Annotated in this window: 16 protein-coding genes; 3 read left to right on the top strand and 13 right to left on the bottom strand. The window is 63.9% G+C overall.

Translation table 11 applies throughout. The features are described 5' to 3' along the window. Window positions 1-14: 14 nt before the first annotated feature. From FJ956_RS07625 to FJ956_RS07610, 4 genes are read right to left on the bottom strand one after another with little or no spacing between them, the layout of a single operon-like run. Entirely contained in the window at window positions 15-1,616 is a 1,602-nt protein-coding gene (locus FJ956_RS07625) for a di-heme oxidoredictase family protein (protein ID WP_140673176.1), read from the bottom strand. Between the two features lie 12 nt (window positions 1,617-1,628). Beyond that, window positions 1,629-2,114 (bottom strand): bacterioferritin, encoded by a 486-nt coding sequence (gene bfr, locus FJ956_RS07620; RefSeq protein WP_140673174.1) that lies wholly within the window; start codon window positions 2,112-2,114, stop codon window positions 1,629-1,631. Next, window positions 2,080-2,391 (bottom strand): (2Fe-2S)-binding protein, encoded by a 312-nt coding sequence (locus FJ956_RS07615; protein ID WP_140673172.1) that lies wholly within the window; start codon window positions 2,389-2,391, stop codon window positions 2,080-2,082. The genes bfr and FJ956_RS07615 overlap by 35 nt, the downstream gene beginning before the upstream one ends. 59 nt (window positions 2,392-2,450) lie before the next feature. Beyond that, window positions 2,451-3,740 (bottom strand): imelysin family protein, encoded by a 1,290-nt coding sequence (locus FJ956_RS07610; RefSeq protein WP_140673170.1) that lies wholly within the window; start codon window positions 3,738-3,740, stop codon window positions 2,451-2,453. Window positions 3,741-4,155: 415 nt separating this feature from the next. On the opposite strand from FJ956_RS07610, the gene FJ956_RS07605 reads away from it, so the two are divergent. From FJ956_RS07605 to FJ956_RS07595, 3 genes are read left to right on the top strand one after another with little or no spacing between them, the layout of a single operon-like run. Continuing rightward, window positions 4,156-5,409, top strand: coding sequence for an FAD-dependent oxidoreductase (locus FJ956_RS07605; protein ID WP_140673168.1), 1,254 nt, complete (start codon window positions 4,156-4,158; stop codon window positions 5,407-5,409). Between the two features lie 38 nt (window positions 5,410-5,447). Further along, window positions 5,448-5,681 (top strand): type II toxin-antitoxin system ParD family antitoxin, encoded by a 234-nt coding sequence (locus FJ956_RS07600; RefSeq protein WP_140673166.1) that lies wholly within the window; start codon window positions 5,448-5,450, stop codon window positions 5,679-5,681. Continuing rightward, window positions 5,681-6,007 carry a type II toxin-antitoxin system RelE/ParE family toxin gene (locus FJ956_RS07595; RefSeq protein WP_140673164.1) on the top strand — a complete coding sequence of 109 codons (327 nt, stop codon included), beginning with the start codon at window positions 5,681-5,683 and terminating at the stop codon, window positions 6,005-6,007. The genes FJ956_RS07600 and FJ956_RS07595 overlap by 1 nt, the downstream gene beginning before the upstream one ends. A 49-nt stretch (window positions 6,008-6,056) precedes the next feature. Here the strand turns inward: FJ956_RS07595 and FJ956_RS07590 are convergent, their stop codons facing one another. The 9 genes from FJ956_RS07590 to FJ956_RS07550 all read right to left on the bottom strand — a co-directional run bounded on the left by FJ956_RS07590 (window position 6,057) and on the right by FJ956_RS07550 (window position 16,335). Next, complete coding sequence (locus FJ956_RS07590; RefSeq protein ID WP_140673162.1) at window positions 6,057-7,334, bottom strand: 4-aminobutyrate--2-oxoglutarate transaminase; 1,278 nt, start codon at window positions 7,332-7,334, stop codon at window positions 6,057-6,059. A 177-nt stretch (window positions 7,335-7,511) separates the two neighbouring features. Continuing rightward, the gene (locus tag FJ956_RS07585; RefSeq protein WP_140673160.1) at window positions 7,512-8,258 is read right to left on the bottom strand and encodes an ABC transporter ATP-binding protein; all 747 of its coding nucleotides are present in this window, start codon (window positions 8,256-8,258) and stop codon (window positions 7,512-7,514) included. Continuing rightward, window positions 8,255-9,091 carry an ABC transporter ATP-binding protein gene (locus FJ956_RS07580; protein ID WP_140673158.1) on the bottom strand — a complete coding sequence of 279 codons (837 nt, stop codon included), beginning with the start codon at window positions 9,089-9,091 and terminating at the stop codon, window positions 8,255-8,257. The genes FJ956_RS07585 and FJ956_RS07580 overlap by 4 nt, the downstream gene beginning before the upstream one ends. A gap of 10 nt (window positions 9,092-9,101) precedes the next feature. After that, window positions 9,102-10,028, bottom strand: coding sequence for a nickel transporter permease (nikC, locus tag FJ956_RS07575; protein WP_140673157.1), 927 nt, complete (start codon window positions 10,026-10,028; stop codon window positions 9,102-9,104). A 181-nt stretch (window positions 10,029-10,209) separates the two neighbouring features. Beyond that, window positions 10,210-11,277, bottom strand: coding sequence for an ABC transporter permease (locus FJ956_RS07570; protein ID WP_140673156.1), 1,068 nt, complete (start codon window positions 11,275-11,277; stop codon window positions 10,210-10,212). A 17-nt stretch (window positions 11,278-11,294) separates the two neighbouring features. Further along, entirely contained in the window at window positions 11,295-12,929 is a 1,635-nt protein-coding gene (locus FJ956_RS07565) for an ABC transporter substrate-binding protein (RefSeq protein WP_181170092.1), read from the bottom strand. A gap of 270 nt (window positions 12,930-13,199) precedes the next feature. Then, window positions 13,200-14,477, bottom strand: a complete 1,278-nt coding sequence (locus FJ956_RS07560; protein ID WP_140673413.1) for a lytic murein transglycosylase — start codon at window positions 14,475-14,477, stop codon at window positions 13,200-13,202. Window positions 14,478-14,652: 175 nt separating this feature from the next. Continuing rightward, window positions 14,653-15,258 (bottom strand): recombination mediator RecR, encoded by a 606-nt coding sequence (gene recR / locus FJ956_RS07555; RefSeq protein WP_126079441.1) that lies wholly within the window; start codon window positions 15,256-15,258, stop codon window positions 14,653-14,655. 90 nt (window positions 15,259-15,348) lie between these two features. After that, window positions 15,349-16,335, bottom strand: a complete 987-nt coding sequence (locus FJ956_RS07550) for a cell wall hydrolase (RefSeq protein ID WP_140673154.1) — start codon at window positions 16,333-16,335, stop codon at window positions 15,349-15,351. Window positions 16,336-16,530 lie beyond the last annotated feature (195 nt).

The following is a 16,530-nucleotide window of genomic DNA, read 5'->3' as shown; positions in this document are numbered from 1 at the left end:
GACATGTTTCGACATCATAAGGACTCCAGGAATTTTATCAGCGCATCGCGATCGGCCGCGGCGGCCCCGGCAAAGCCGTCGCGCGCCTTCTGGCCCTCGCCGCCATGCCACAGGATCGCCTCGGCAAGCGTGCGGGCGCGGCCATCATGCAGATAGAAGCTGTTGCCGTTGACTGTCGCGGTGAGCCCAATACCCCAGAGCGGCGGGGTGCGCCACTCACTGCCGCTCGCTTCGCCTACCCGTTGCCCGTCAGCAAGGCCTTCGCCCATGTCGTGCAGCAGGAAGTCGGAATAGGGCCAGATCAGCTGGAAGGCCTGCGCCTTGTTGGGCGTGCCGCGCATGGTGACGAATTTCGGCGTGTGGCAGGAAATGCAGCCCATCTCGTAGAACTGCTTCTTGCCGGCGAGCACGTCAGGCTGGCCGATACCGCGCCGTGCCGGCACGGCCAGGTTCTGCGAATAGAAGGTGACGAGGTCCATGACCGGGGGCGGCGCCTCGGCCGTGCCGAGGCGTTGCTGCACGCCGTCCGGCATGGCAAGGCAATCCGTCTGCGCCTTGGTGCAATCGCCCCAATGCTTCGGCATTTCCGGCGTCGAGATGCCGATATCGCCGGCAAAGGCATCGGCCGCCTGCTGGCGGATCGAAGCGGTCTGCGCCTTCCAGCCGAAGCGGCCCAGGGTCACCGCGCCGCTCAGCTCGTCGCGCACGATGTTCGGCCGGCCCGAAATGCCGTCGCCGTCGCGGTCATCCGCATCGGCATGGGCAAGGATATCGGCAGCCGCGATCTGCTCGATCAGGCCGAGCCCGATCATCGGCGGCGTCAGCCGAGGCGAGAGCGTGGTGCGCGGATCGAGCGGGCCATAGCCGAGATTTTCCACCGAATAGCGCGGCTTGCGTAGCGAAACCACGGCACCGTCGCCGAGCGCGACCTTTTCCTCGGAATATTCAACGCGCATGCGGCCCTCACCCCTGAGCCCGGGCACCGCAAGATCCTGCAGTTGCGTGCCATAAACCGGATCGGGAAAGTTCAGCAGCTCGTGGTCGGCAAGCGCGGCTCTCTCCTCCGCGCTGCCGGCGTCGCGCGCAAGCCTGAGGAACATCGACGTCGATCCGGCATCGCCTTCCGGCGGACGGCCGCGGCCATCCTTCAGATGGCAGTTCTGGCAGGCGCGCTCGTTGAACAGCGGGCCGAGCCCGTCCGAAGCCTGGGTCGAGGATGGCGACGACACCCAGTTCTTGCGGAACAGCGCGTTGCCGAGCTTGAAGCTGCCCTCTTCCTCGAAAGTGATGTTAGCGGAGGATTGCGAGAAGGCATCGCGGTTGACGTCCTTGCGCGACGTGCCGGCGCCGCCCTGCATCAGCTCGAACGGCTCGGGCCTGGTAAAATCGGTCGTTGGCCTGGTGACCGCCAGAACCCGCGCCTGATCCTTCGGCGTCAGGTCGCTGCGGCTCGTCGGCAGAGCGGCTGGCTCACCGGCCATGGCGGGCGCGGAAAGCATGACCGCCAGCAAAAGCGACGCCCCGCGACCGATCCGGTATCGCGGGGTCTTCCGAAGCGACAAGCCATCGATTGAAGCCCGCCGCGCGCGGCGCGAAAAATCTACGGGGCGCCGCATTCCCGCATGTCCTTACTCCGCCTCGTTGGCCGAGTCGGCGTTGAGCTGGCCGTACTTTTCCTCGCCGATCGAGGCAAGCAGGTCGAGCTGCGTCTCCAGGAAGTCGATATGTCCTTCTTCGTCGGTCAAAAGGTCCTCGAACAGCTTCATCGAAACGAAATCGCCTTCTTCGTGACAAATCTCGCGCGAGCGCTTGTAGGCGGTGCGAGCGTCATATTCGCCGGCGAGATCGGATTCGAGCACTTCCTTGACGTTCTGGCCGATGCGCAACGGCGCGACGGACTGCAGATTGGGATGGCCCTCGAGGAAGATGATGCGCGCGATCAGCCGGTCGGCGTGATGCATTTCCTCGATCGATTCCGCCCGCTCCTTCTTTGCCAGCTTGGTGTAGCCCCAATCCTCGAGCAGACGATAATGCACCCAGTACTGGTTGACGGCTCCAAGCTCCAGAAACAGAGCTTCGTTAAGCCGCTCGATGACCTGCGGTTCGCCTTTCATGGCTTCTGCTCCCGTATTGGACGCGCAAGCCTCTCACGCGATCCAGGTGTGAAACGATGTCCACGCCGCCCACCTCTGAGCGGGCGTGGTAGTTCTCGGTGACCCGAATGATCGTTTCCACCACATTTGGGAAACAGCCGCAACAGCGGCCGCGCTTGCGCATCGCATGGTAGACCTTCGCGGGCACGATCAGCTGCCAGGGATCCTCATCCAGCAGGCCGACGATCGTCTGCTCGATCTCCTTCTCGGTGATGATATTGCAATGGCAGATCAGCATTCACTTGCTCTGGCTGACGGCGCCGGCCACGGCGCCGCTTAGCTGGGATGTGTCTAGCCCTACTTGAACACCTTGTCGGGAGCGTCCAAGCTGTCGGAGCCCTCGAAGGCGATCTGGTTCAGCTTGAGCGAGCCGACGGCGCGTTCGATCGACTTGGTCTGGTCGATCAAGGCGTCGATCGCCGCCTGGACAGTGGCGTTGCCTTCGGTGTTGCCTTCGGCGATCTGCTGGTCATAGGCCTCGCCGGCCAGCGCGCGCGCCTGGATGGCCTCCATCTTGGCGACGGTGGTGTCGAGCTTGCCCGACAACTCCTTGTCGATCGCCGGATCGGCGGCCCTCACCATATCGGATGCCGACGGACCCGAAACGACGGAACCGTCGAGCCGCTTGTAGCTGGCATGATAGGCGTCGCGGATGCCGACCGCGTCATAAAGATGCGAGATGTAGGTGTTGTCGGAGAAGCAGTCGTGCTCCTCTTCCGGATCGTGCAGCAGGAGGCCGAGCTTCATGCGCTCGCCGGCAAGCTCGCCATAGGACAGCGAGCCCATGCCGGTGAAGATGGTGGAGATGCCGGCATTCGCGTCGCCGTCGGTCAGGTTCCTGCGCGCGGCGCCGTCTTCCTTCCAGTTGCCGACCATTTCCTGCAGGTCCGACACCAGAAGATCGCTCGCCGACTTCAGATATTCGGCGCGGCGGTCGCAATTACCGTTGCTGCAATTCTTTAGGTCGTAGTCGGTAAAGGGTCGCTCGCCGGCGCCCGGGCCGGTGCCGTGCAGGTCCTGGCCCCAGAGCAGGAATTCGATGGCGTGATAGCCGGTCGCGACATTGGCTTCGACGCCGCCGGCCTCCTGCAGCGTGCCCGAAAGGAACCCGGGCGTCAGCTTCGAGGCGTCGACCTTCTTGCCGTTGATCTCGATTTCCTTGTTGGCGATGACGTTGGCCGTATAGAGCGCGTTTTCGTCCGACTCGGCGCCATAGCTCTTGGCGACGTAATCGATCAGGCCCTCATCCAGCGGCCACGAATTCACCTTGCCTTCCCAGTCGTCGACGATCTTGTTGCCGAAGCGGTAGACTTCGGTCTGCTGGTAAGGAATGCGCGCCGCCTTCCAGGCTTCGCGCGCGGCGTTCAATGTTTCGGCCGAGGGGCTGGCGATGAGCGCATCCACCGCCTTGTCCAGCGCCTGCGCGGTGGTCAGCGAATCCTCGTATTTGGCCAGCGCGATGTCGGCATAGGTCTTGATCACCGCCTTCGCGTCTGTCTCGGCTTTCGCCGGCAACACGAACACCGCCGCCGTCAGTGCAGCCGTGGCGCAGATCGCAGCCAGCCTGCCGCCGTTACGTGCCGTCATTATCCTTCTCCAGTTCCTTGGAAATTCAACAAAAGGCGCCCACCCGCGCCGAGGCATAAGCATGCCGGGAAAAATGGTGGCCGCGTCGATGCGCGGTTCGCGATAAAAAGACACCCACTTGCCTCCAATCGAAAGGGTTCAAGGCCCAGACATCAAAGGGATGCGCATGGCGCGCAGCTCTCCATAAAGCGACGGAGAGGCCGGGAGTCAACTAGCGTGGCAGAAAAAATTCAATTGAAACAATAGTTTAGAATTATTCTAAACTAGGATTATCAACTTTAAGACGATCGCCCGACCGGGAGACAGGATTGACAGGCAGCCGTTCTGGGTGCGACCCGGACGCCTACCCTTGCAGCGGTGGCAGACAATCGCCACTTGGCGCAAGAGCCTAGATTTCCAAGACAAAAGGATTGCGATGACGAACGGGGTTGTGATTGTCGGTGCCGGCCATGCCGGCGTGCAGGCGGCAGCCAGCCTGCGCGAAGAGGGCTATGAAGGGCCTGTCGTCCTGATCGGCGACGAGAAGGAACTGCCCTATCACAGGCCGCCGCTGTCCAAGACCTTCATCAAGGACGCCGAGGCCAAGCCGCAGCCCCTGCGCGGCGAAGCCTTCTACACCGGCAACAACATCGACTACCGGCCGGGCGTGCGCATCGACAGCATCGATGCCGGATCATGTCGGATCGAGGTGGCGGGCGGCGGCAGACTTGCCTTCGACCGGCTGATCCTCGCGACTGGTTCACGGCCGCGCCTGCTTAAGCTCGACGGCGCCGGCCTTGCCGGCGTGGTCTCGCTGCGCTCGCTGGCGGACGCGCGGGCGATCCGCGAGCTCAGCGCCCAAACCGAGGACGTGGTCATTCTCGGCGGCGGCTTCATCGGCCTGGAGATCGCGGCGACGCTGAGAGCCGCCGGCCGCAACGTCACCGTCGTCGAGGCCGTCGACCGGCTGCTTGGCCGCGCCGTGGCGCCTGTCATCGCCGCGCATGTGCGCCAGCGCCTGGAAGCGATCGGCGTGCGCATCCTGACCGGCACCACCATCGCTCGCCTGGAGGGCGAAAACGGCCGCGTCTCGGCCGCGATCACGTCCGGCGGCGAGCGCCTGCCGGCGCAAATGGTGATCATCGGCATCGGCGTGGTGCCCAATGTCGAACTGGCGGAAGCCGCCGGCTTGGCCATCGGCAACGGCATCCGCGTCGACCAGCATATGCAAAGCTCTGTTCCCGAAATCCTCGCCATCGGCGACGCGGCCTTCTACCGGCACTGGTTCACCGGCGGCGACGTGCGGCTGGAATCGGTGCAGAACGCCACCGACCAGGCCAGGCTTGCCGCCCGTACCATCCTCGGCCATGCCGAACCCTTTTCGGCCGTGCCATGGTTCTGGTCGGATATCGGCGACATGAAGCTGCAGATGGTGGGCCTGACCCAAGGCGGCGATCACCATGTCGTGCTGGGCGATCTCGCCGACAACAAGTTCTCGATCTACCACTATGCCGGCGACCGACTGCTCGGCATCGAATCCGTCAATCGGCCGGCCGACCACATGCTTGGCCGCAAGATGCTCGGCGCCCGCTTCTCGCCGACGCCGCAGACAGTGGCGGGCGGGCCGGATGCGCTGAAAGCGGCGCTTGCGGCCTTCAGTCAGGACGAACCGGCCAGAGCAAACGCGTAGAGATTGCCAATTTTTGCCATAGGCCATAAAATGGCTGAATGAGCACGATGAATATTTCACTGCCCGACAACTTGAAGAATTTTGTCGATCAGCAAGTGACTGACCGAGGCTATGGCACGAGCAGCGAATATGTGCGTGAATTGATCCGCCACGATCAGGATCGTCAACTTTTGCGCCGCTTGCTCCTAGAGGGCGCGTCGTCCGCGCCGGGTGAGCCCGTTGACGATGATTATTTCGCAGCGCTGCGGAAACGAGCGCAAGGCAATAATTAGTGGCCACAAAGGCAATTGTTCCTCGAACCCTTGCCTTGCGGGATATCGAGGACGCCGTTGATTATTATGCACGCGAAGCTGGTCCGCACGTGGCGTTGGGCTACGTCGACGATCTCCAAGGCGCCTATCAACTGATAGCCCGCCATCCGGCGTCGGGCTCTCTGAGGTTTGGCTATGAAATCGGATTGCCCGGTCTGCGTAGCGTGCAATTCAAGCGCTATCCGTACCTGATTTTCTATTTCGACCAGACCGACCACGTCGATGTGTGGCGGGTTCTGCACGCCAAGAGGGATATTCCGGCCTGGTTACAGAATCCGAATTCCTGACGGCATTCAATCGCTTTGGCGTAAGTCTTCAGGAAATATGGACCGCCCTTCAGGCCGCCCGCGCCTCGCGGATCGAGGTCTCCAGGATATCCAGCGCCTCGGTCATGACGCCGTCCTGGATGGTGATCGGCGACAGGAAGCGGATGACGTTGGCGTAGACGCCGCAGGTGAGCAGGATGAGGCCCTTGTCCAGCGCCTTCAGCCTGACCGCGTTGGCGAACTCCGCCGAGGGCAGGCCCTTCTTCACGTCGTTGAACTCGACGGCGTTCATGAAGCCCGGGCCGCGGATGTCGACGATCTCCGGCACGTCGTCACGGATCGAGTCCAGCCGCTGCTTCAGCCTGGCGCCAAGGGCATTGGCGCGGTCGCAGAGCTTTTCTTCCTCGATGACGTCGAGCACGGCGTGCGCCGCGGCGACGCCGATCGGGCTGCCGCCATAGGTGCCGCCGAGCCCGCCGGGGCCGGGCGCGTCCATGATCTCGGCGCGGCCGGTGACGGCCGACAGCGGGAAGCCGCCGGCGAGGCTCTTGGCCATGGTGGTGAGATCGGGCGCCACGTCATGATGGTCCATGGCGAACATCTTGCCGGTGCGGGCAAAGCCGGTCTGCACCTCGTCGGCGACGAGCAGGATGCCATGCTGGTCGCAGATCTTGCGAAGTGCCGACATGAAATCGCGCGGCGCCTCGTAGAAGCCGCCCTCGCCCTGCACCGGTTCGACGATGATGGCGGCAACGCGACCCGGATCGACATCGGCCTTGAACAGCTTGTCGAGCGCGGCGAGCGAATCGGCGACCGAGACACCGTGCAGCGCGACCGGGAACGGCGCGTGGAAGACATCGGCAGGCATGGCGCCGAAGCCGACCTTGTAGGGCACGACCTTGCCGGTCAGCGCCATGCCCATGAAGGTGCGGCCATGGAAGCCGCCGGAAAAGGCGATGACCGCCTGGCGGCCGGTGGCGTTGCGGGCAATCTTGATGGCGTTCTCGACCGCCTCGGCGCCGGTGGTGACGAAGACGGTCTTCTTGTCGAACTTGCCGGGCAGCATGCCGTTCAGCCGTTCGGCGAGATGCACGTAGCTCTCATAAGGCACGACCTGGTGGCAGGTGTGGGTGAAACGGTCGAGCTGCGCCTTGACCGCTTCGATCACCTTGGGATGGCGATGGCCGGTGTTGACCACGGCGATGCCGGACGAGAAGTCGATGTAGCGACGGCCCTCGACGTCCCAGATTTCCGAATTCTCGGCGCGATCAGCATAGATCTGCGTCGTCATGCCGACGCCGCGCGAGATCGACTGATTCTTGCGTTCGGAAATGGCTGAATTCTTCATATCGTCCCTCAATCGGGCCCATCCCTCATCGAGACTGGGCCCATTCCTGTTGATGCCGGTGCTGGCTTCTTCTGACCTTATTTCACGTTTTGCTCAAGTCGGCACCATGGCCCAGTCGATTGGGCCTGCCCCAGACACCGATAACACCGGACAGGAACGCGGCTTGGCAATTGCGAGCTAAACCCTCACAAACCCCTCGCTCGCCCTGAGCAGGTTGCGCGTATAGTCCGCACTCACACGATGCCCGATCAACTGGCTGGCCGTGAGTGTCTCCACCGCTTCGCCGTTCTGCATCACCATCAGCCGCTCGCACATATGGGTGATGATGGCGAGGTCGTGGCTGACCATCAGGAAGGTCAGCTTGCGGCGGCGCCGCACCTCTTCCAGCAGGTTCAGCACCTCCGCCTGCACCGAGGCGTCCAACGCCGAGGTCGGCTCGTCGAGCAAAAGGACCGAAGGTTCGAGGATCAGGGCACGGGCAATCGCCACCCGCTGGCGCTGGCCGCCGGAGAGCTGATGCGCGTAGCGGAAGCGGAAGCCCTTGCCGAGGCCGACCTCGTCCAGCGCGCGCTCGATGCGCTTCTCGCCATCGGCCATGCCATGGATGGCCAGAGGCTCCTGAAGCAGGCGGTCGACCGTCTGGCGCGGATGCAGCGAGCCGTACGGATCCTGAAAGACCATCTGCACCTCGCGATAGAGCGCCTTGTCGCGGGTTTTGCCGAGCCTCTTGCCGTTGACCGTGATGGTGCCGGAAGAAACGGGCGCGAGGCCGGTGATGGCCCTCAGCAGTGTCGACTTGCCGGAACCGCTCTCCCCGACCAGCCCATAGGATTCGCCTTCCCTCACTTCGAGGCTGACGCCCTTCAGCGCGCGAAAACGGTCGAAAACCACTTCCAGCCCTTCGACAGCGATGCAAGCCGTCATGCCGCCCACTCCGGCTTGCGGTCGAGCACCGGCAGCGGATGGCGCTCGAAGCCGATCCTCGGCATGCAGTTGAGCAGGCCGCGCGTGTAGGGATGCTGGGCATCGCGCAGTTCGGAAGCCTTGATCTGCTCGACCACCTTGCCGGCATACATGACGACGACGCGGTCGCAGAAGGACGAGACCAGGCGCAGGTCGTGCGAAATGAAGATCAGGCCCATGCCGCGCTCGGCGACGAGCTTGTCGAGGATGTTGAGCACGTCGAGTTGCACCGTGACGTCGAGCGCCGAGGTCGGCTCATCGGCGATCATCAGCTCGGGTCCGGTGACCAGCATCATGGCGATCATGGCGCGCTGGCCCATGCCGCCCGAGACCTCGTGCGGGTAAAGGTCGAAGACGCGGGCCGGATCGCGGATCTGCACCGCCTGCAGCATGGCGAGCGCGCGCTCGCGCGCCTCGGCCCTGGAGACCTTTTCATGCGTGCGCAGCGTCTCGACGATCTGGCGGCCGATGGTCATCACCGGGTCGAGCGAATATTTGGGATCCTGCAGGATCATGGCGATTCGGTTTCCCCGCAGCGCTCGGCGCTCACGCGGCGATATGGAAAGCAGATCCATACCGTCGAAGGCGAGCTTCTTCGCCGAAACCTCGGCCTGCGGCGGGGTGAGGCCCATGATGGCGCGGCCGGTCTGCGATTTGCCGGAGCCGCTTTCGCCGACGATGCCCAGCCGCTCACGGCCGAGCGAGAACGAGACGCCGCGCACGGCCTGCACGAGGCCGGTGCGGGTCGGGAAGGTGACGCGCAGATCGTCAACCTCGAGAAGCGTGTCGCTCATTGGTCGCCGCTCATTGGTCGCCGCTCCGGGGATCGAGCGCGTCGCGCAGGCCGTCGCCGAGCAGGTTGAAGCCGAGGCTGACGATGAGGATGGCGGCGCCTGGGGCTGCTGCCACCCACCACTGGTCGAGGATGAAGCGGCGGCCGGACGCGATCATCGCGCCCCACTCGGGCAACGGCGGCTGCGCGCCCAGGCCGAGGAAGCCAAGGCCGGCGGCGGTCAGGATGATGCCGGCCATGTCGAGCGTGACGCGGATGATCAGCGAGGAGATGCAGAGCGGCATGATGTGGCGCAGCACGATGCGGAAGGGCGAAGCGCCCATCAGCTGCACCGCCTTGATGTAGTCGGAGTTGCGTACCGTCAGCGTCTCGGCCCGCGCGATGCGCGCGTAAGGCGGCCATGAGGTGATGGCGATCGCCAGCACGGCGTTCTCGATGCCGGGGCCGAGCGCGGCGACGAAAGCCAGCGCCAGCACCAGCTTCGGAAAGGCGAGGAAGATGTCGGTGATGCGCATCAGGATCGTGTCCGTCCAGCCGCCGGCATAACCGGCGATCGTGCCGACCAAAAGGCCGATGGGTGCGGCGATGATGGCGACGAGGATCACCACATAAAGCGTCCAGCGCGAGCCATAGACGATGCGCGAATAGATGTCGCGGCCGAGGTCGTCGGTGCCGAACCAGTGCGCGGCGCCCGGCGCCAGCAGGCGGGCATTCTTGAGATCGCCGATGGTGGGCGAATACGGCGCCAGCACATCGGCAAAGGCGGCGACCACCAGCAGCGCGATGATGATCAGCATGCCGACCAGCGCCAGCCGATTGGCGGAGAAGCGACGCCAGGCGACATAGGCGCGGCCGAGCCTTGCCTGCAGGCGGGAGGCCGGCCGGTCGCTGAGCAGCCACGCGCGACGGGAGAAGGGACCGGCGTCGAAGGCGGTCATGACGATGCCTCTTGAAGCTGTCGACCCCCACTCCGGTCTGCTACGCAGACCACCTCTCCTCCGTTCGACGGGGGAGAGGAAAGGCGCCAGGCATGCGACCAGCTTTTCCTCTCCCCCGGGCCCGAAGGGCCGGAGTGGGGGTGATTGACCGCGGCCAAGCCCAAAGATGCGATACCTCCGCTCATCCGGTCTTCGTCCTTGGATCGAGCAGCCGGTAGAGCAGATCGGAGAAAAGGTTGATGGCGATGAAGACCGAGCCGATGGCGATGGTGCCGCCGAGCACGGCGTTCATGTCTGCGTTCTGCAGCGAGTTGGTAATGTAGAGGCCAATGCCCGGCCAGGAGAAGACGGTCTCGGTCAATACCGAGCCTTCGAGCAGGTTGGCATAGGAAAGCGCGATCACCGTCACCATCGGCACGGCGGCGTTGCGCAGCGCATGGCCCCAGATGATGCGCGTCTCCGACAGGCCCTTGGCGCGCGCCGCGACGATGTATTCCTGTGCCAGCTCGTTCAGCATGAAGGAGCGGGTCATGCGGCTGATATAGGCGAGCGACAGGTAGCCGAGCAGCGCGGCCGGCAGGACGATGTGGCGCCAGGCGTCATAGAAGACGTCCCACTGCCCCTGGATCGCGGCATCGAGCAGGTAGAAGCCGGTGATCGGCGTGAATGTGTATTCATAGACGACATCGAGGCGGGCCGGAAAGGCGATCCATTGCAGCTTGGCGTAGAACAGCACCAGCCCGAGCAGGCCAAGCCAGAAGATCGGCACCGAATAGCCTATGAGGCCGACGACGCGCGCGACCTGGTCGATCAAGCTGCCGCGCTTGACCGCGGCCAGCACGCCGAGCGGCACGCCGATGACGGCGCCGATGATCGTGCCCAGCGTCGCCAGCTCGATGGTCGCCGGGAAGACGCGGCGGATATCGGACATCACCGGATTGGTGGTCAGCACCGAAGTGCCGAAGTCGCCTCTCAGCGCCGCTTTGACATAGAGGTAGAACTGTTCGATCCAGGGCAGATCGAGGCCCATCTCGCGGCGCGTGCGCTCGACCACGGCGGTCGGCGCGCGATCGCCGAGAACGGCCAGGACCGGATCGATCGGGATGACGCGGCCGATGAAGAAGGTCACCGCGAGAAGGCCGAGATAGGTCGTCACCGCGATGACCAGGAAGCGGCCGAGCGACGATAGGACGGCGACGGCGCGGGCGCTGCCGCGCCCCGCCACCGCCTGGTTTTCAGCTACGCTCACGGGCGCGTCCGAAGACACTATTCCTTGGAGACCGGGCCGACGAAATTGGTGTCGAAGCTCGGGCCGAGCGCAAAGCCCTTGAGGTTCTTGCGCAAGCCGGCCACTTCGAGCTGCTGATGGATGATGACGAAGGGGCTGGTGTCGAGGATCTTCTGCTGCAGGTCCTTGTAGATGTCGGCGCGCTTGGCCGAATCCTTCTCCAGCAGTGCCGCCTCGGTCTCCTTGGTGAGGTCCGGAATGTCCCAGGCGTTACGCCAGGCCAGCGTCTTGATCTTGGCGGCGTCGGAATTGTCCGGATTGGAGGCGAAGGTTTGGGCGTTGGAGTTCGGGTCGAAATAATCCTGGCCCCACTGGCCGATATAGATGTCGTGGTTGCGGGCGCGGTATTTGGTCAGTGTTTGCTTACCATCTCCGGGAATGATCTCCAGCTGGATGCCGCCCTGGCCGAGCGTCTGCTGGATCGATTCCGCCATGCCGGTGGTCGGTTGGCCGGTGCGCACGTCCATGGTCACCTTGAAGCCATCCGGCAGCCCGGCCTTGGCCAGTAGTTCCTTGGCCTTGGCGACATCGAATTTGAAGGGATTGTCATCCATTGCGCCGAGGTCGCCCTTGGGCAGGAAGGACTGGTGGATTTCGCCGATGCCCTTGAGGATGGTCGTGCTCAACGCATCATAGTCGATCAGATATTTGAACGCCTGGCGCACCTCGGGCTTGGCGAGCGTCGGGTTCTTCTGGTTGAGGCTGATATAATAGACCGTGCCCTTCGGCGCGCTGGTGGTGGTTAGGTCGGCGTTCTTGGCGATGGCGTCGAGATCGTTCGGCTCGAGGTTGCGGGCGACATCGATATCGCCGGCCTCGAGCGCCAGGCGCTGCGCCGAGCTTTCCTTCATGTTGCGGTAGATGACGCGGGCAAGCTTGGCCTTCTCGCCGTTGTAGTTGTCGTTGCGCTCCAGGACGACGGCCTCGTTGGCGCGCCATTCGCGCAGCTTGTACTGGCCCGAGCCCGCATAGCCGGTCTTCAGCCAGGCATTGCCGAAGTCGTTGTCCCATTTGTAGTCGGCGCTCGGCGTGGCGGCGGCGACGTGCTCCTTGACCAGCTTGGCGTCGACGACGGAGGCCACGGTGGCCGACAGGCAGTTGAGCACGAAGCTCGGCGCATAGGCCTTGTCGACAACGAACTGGAAGGTGGTGTCGTCGACGGCCTTGGCCTTTTCGGTGACGTTGTCGCCGGTGATGCCGAACTGGTTGATGATGAAAGCCGGGCTCTTGTCGAGCTTGATGGCGCGTTCGAAGGAATAGGCGACATCGGCCGCGGTGATCGGATTGCCGGACGCGAATTTCATGCCGGGCTTGAGCTTGAAAGTATAGGTCAGGCCGTCATCGGAAACGGTCCAGCTCTCGGCAAGGTCGCCCTTTACCTTGGATGTGTCGCTGAGGTCGAGGCGGACCAGGAGATCATAGGTGTTGCCGGTGACCTCGGCCGTTGACAGCTCGAACGCTTCGCCCGGGTCCATCGAGATGATGTCGTCGATGGCAAAGCCCTCGACCAGCGTATCGGCGGGCGTGACCGCGAAGGCGGGCGCGACGAGCAGCGCGGACAGCGCGGCGCCCGCAAGCAAGGCGCGCGAGCGGAGAGCAAACTTTTCCAGCATCATGGTGATCGTTCCCTGTCTTGTTGACCTGAGTTCCCGGCTCAGGGCTGTATTGTTCTTTGCAAGGCCAGCGGCGGCTTTGACCGCTTACCGTCGTGTTTTTTGTCCAGTTGGTCAACTCCCTATTCGACGGCGTACCAAAGCGGCAACGCGCATGTGCAAGACAGCGCATTGGATCAGAACCGGGCGCAACGAGTCGACCTATGTGCCGGCTAATTGAAGCCGGAAATCGGGAAAAAATCTGCTTCAGTCCGTGGGCTGGATGCACCGCTATTTCAGCTGCGCGACCAAACCCGCATCGGGAAAGCAGGTGGCGGGCCTGCCGTTCTTCGCCTGCCAGATGCCGATCGTGCGGCGGGTCTTGAAGCCGGGCAGGCCATCGGAGCTGCCGACATCGTAGCCCTTGGCCTCCAGCGCCCGCTGCAGGGCGGCGATATCGGAGCGATGGAGATCGCCGACCGCGCCCCAGGTGCCGGCAAACGTGGCGTCACCTTTGGCGATGCGGTCGGCGGCATGGCCGATGAACAGGCCATAGAGATCGCTGTTGTTGTATTGCTTGATCACATAGAAGTTCGGCGTGACGACGAAGGCCGGGCCACTGCGCCCGGCCGGCATCAGCAGGAAACCCTCGGCCTTCAATTCGCTCGCCGGAAACGCCTTGCCGTCGACGCGCCTGATGCCCATCGCCACCCAGTCGGAGATCTTCTTGCCCTGGTCGGGTCCTTCGAGCGAGCAGGAGACATTTGCCGGAACCGTCACCTCGGTCCCCCAGCCGCGCCCCCTCACCCAGCCGTAATGGACGAGGTAGTTGGCGATCGAGGCGAGCACGTCGGGCGTCGAGTTCCAGATGTCGGGCCGGCCGTCGCCGTCGAAGTCGACGGCGTGCTTGAGGAACGATGTCGGCATGAATTGCGGCTGGCCGAGCGCGCCGGCCCAGGAGGACTTCATCGCATTGACCGGCGCCAGCCCGCGCTCGACGATTTCGAGCGCCGCCAGCACCTCGGCGCGGAAGAAGTCCTTCTTGGTCGACATGAACGCCTTGGTGCCCAGCACCTCGAACGCGTCGTACGGCATCTTGGCCGCGCCGAAGCCGGTCTCGCGGCCCCAGATCGCCAGCACGATCTCGCCCGGAACGCCGTAGCGCTTCTCGATCAGCCCGAGCGTCCGGGCGTTGGCGCTCTCGCGCGTCCTTCCGCCCGAGGTGACGGCCCGAATGATCTTCTCGGCGAAGTAGTTGGCCGGCGGGCCGAACTCGGCCTGATGCTGCTTCTGCGGCGTGGTCGGCTTCTCGCCGGGCAGGACGAGATCGGGCAGCTTGAGGTTCGGCTTCACGCCGAGGAAGGCAGCGTCGAAGGTCTTTTTGGAGATGCCTTTGGACTTGGCTTCGGGCCAGAGGTCAGTTTGGAGCCAAGCCTGGAACTGGTCGTCGATGGGGGCGGCGTGAGTGGGGATGGTCAGAATGAAGCCGAATATCGCGATCAGAAGAAATACGAAGCCGTTCCTAGAAAAGCCGCGTTCCGTCGCGCCCCCCTCTGTCCTGCCGGACATCTCCCCCACGAGGGGGGAGATCGGCAGTTTTGGTGCCGCGCCTCTTCCGTCGACGTCGGAGATTGGCGAAAGCCGGCATGACGTCCGATCCCCCCCCTTGTGGGGGAGATGTCCGGCAGGACAGAGGGGGGCGCGAAGGAATGCTGTCATTTCCAAGGTCCCCTCACCGCCAACTTCAAAACGCAGTCCTCGATCGCAGCGCGGCCGCCAGCGTGCCTTCGTCGAGGTAGTCGAGCTCGCCGCCGACCGGCACGCCATGCGCGAGCCGCGTCACCTTCACATCGAAGCCCGACAGCTGATCCGTCAAATAATGCGCGGTCGTCTGCCCCTCGACGGTGGCGTTGACGGCAAGGATGACTTCCTTCACCTCGCCGCCGGCGACACGGTCGACCAGCGAGCGGATGTTGAGCTGGTCCGGACCGATGCCGTCGAGCGGCGACAGCGTGCCGCCAAGCACGTGGTAGCGCACGTTCATGGCCGCGGCGCGCTCCAGCGCCCAGAGGTCCGAGACGTCCTCGACGACGATCAGCGTGCCGGCGTCGCGGCGCGGGTCGGTGCAGATCATGCAAGGGTCGGATGTATCGACATTGCCGCAGGTCGAGCAGATGCGCACCTTGTCGACCGCCTCGCCCATGGCGGCGGCCAGAGGCTCGAGCAGCTGTTCCTTCTTCTTGATGAGATGAAGCGCGGCGCGCCTGGCCGAGCGCGGCCCAAGCCCCGGCACCTTGGCCAGGAGCTGGATCAGGCGTTCGATTTCCGGACCGGCGATTCTCTTCGACATCGCCTTGATCTAGGATTTTTCAGGACAGCCAGCAACGGCACAAGGCCCGCCATGCTGCCATGGCGGGCCTTGTGTTGGATGCAATCGGGTTCAGTTGGCTTCGAGCGGCCGGTCCTGGCTGACGATCATCGCGCCGATGGCGTCGGTGTTCTCAGGCGTCGACTGGAAGCCCATCGCCGCTTCCTGCGGCGCGCTGGGCACCGAAGTGACGTAGCGGCCCTTGAGCGTGCCGCCGAAACGCGAGGCGTCCGGTTCGGCCATGGGCTCCTGCATCGCCACGACCATCTGCTTCTGCGCCAGACGGCCGGACTTGGCAGAAGGTGCAACAGAAGCCGTCGCATAGGTCTGTTCGGCGGAAGCGTCTTCGGTCCGCGCGGCCGCGGCCAAGGCGGCCTGCTTTGCCGGGTCCGGACGGACGATCGTCTTGACGATCGGCTCGGCGGAAGCCACGAGCACCGGAGCGTCGGCCGCGGGCTTCTGCCTGCCTGACTTCTGCTGGTCGTCCACGTTCATGGCGACCATCGGCTCGTCCGGCAGCGGCTGCCAGTTGCGGCCGCGCTTCTCATAGAAGGCGTTGCCGCCGGCAACCATGGTGTAATGCATGTTCTTGTAGGGGAAGTGCAGGCCGGCGGTGTGGAAATACATCGTGTTCTTGAGCTTGGCCTTGCGTTCGCCTCTTAGCACCGCATCGGCCGCCGCCTCGACGTCCGGCAGGGCCTTCGAGTTCATCGGCCGCGTCATGACGCCCGGAGCAAACTGGCCCGGCTCGCCGACAACCTGACAGATGGTGTTGCCGTGCTGGCCGGAGCGAAGCCGGTTCATGACGACCGTGCCGACGGCGATCATGCCGTCGCGGCTCGACCGGTTGGACTCGAAGAACATTGCCCTTTGCAAGCATTCCTTGTCCTTCAGCGAGTGGCTGGAGGAACGCGTGAGGAAGCTCGGCGTAAGGGCATCGGTCAGACCCGAAACCGACATGCCATGGGAGGAAGTGGTCTGGCTGCAGCCGGCCAGGAGCAAGGGGGAAGTGACGATGCCGATAAGCAGCAGCGGCGTCTTCCATCGCGTCGCGATCACCAAAAAAGCCTCATGTCCAGATGCCAGCCCGCCCCGAGATGTGGCAAGAATGAGACTCTTTCGGGCAAAAAGATGGCTAGAGGGTTAGCAACTTCCGGACTTGGGTAAAACTTTATGAATGCCGCGAAATGTGCCCGTGAGCATCGCCGGCAAAATGGTTAATATTGCAGCCTGGACTCAATTTCCGTTCATAAT

The organism is Mesorhizobium sp. B2-4-3, assembly GCF_006442815.1.
Taxonomy (GTDB): domain Bacteria; phylum Pseudomonadota; class Alphaproteobacteria; order Rhizobiales; family Rhizobiaceae; genus Mesorhizobium.
This window is presented reverse-complemented; position numbering and strand designations above follow the sequence as displayed.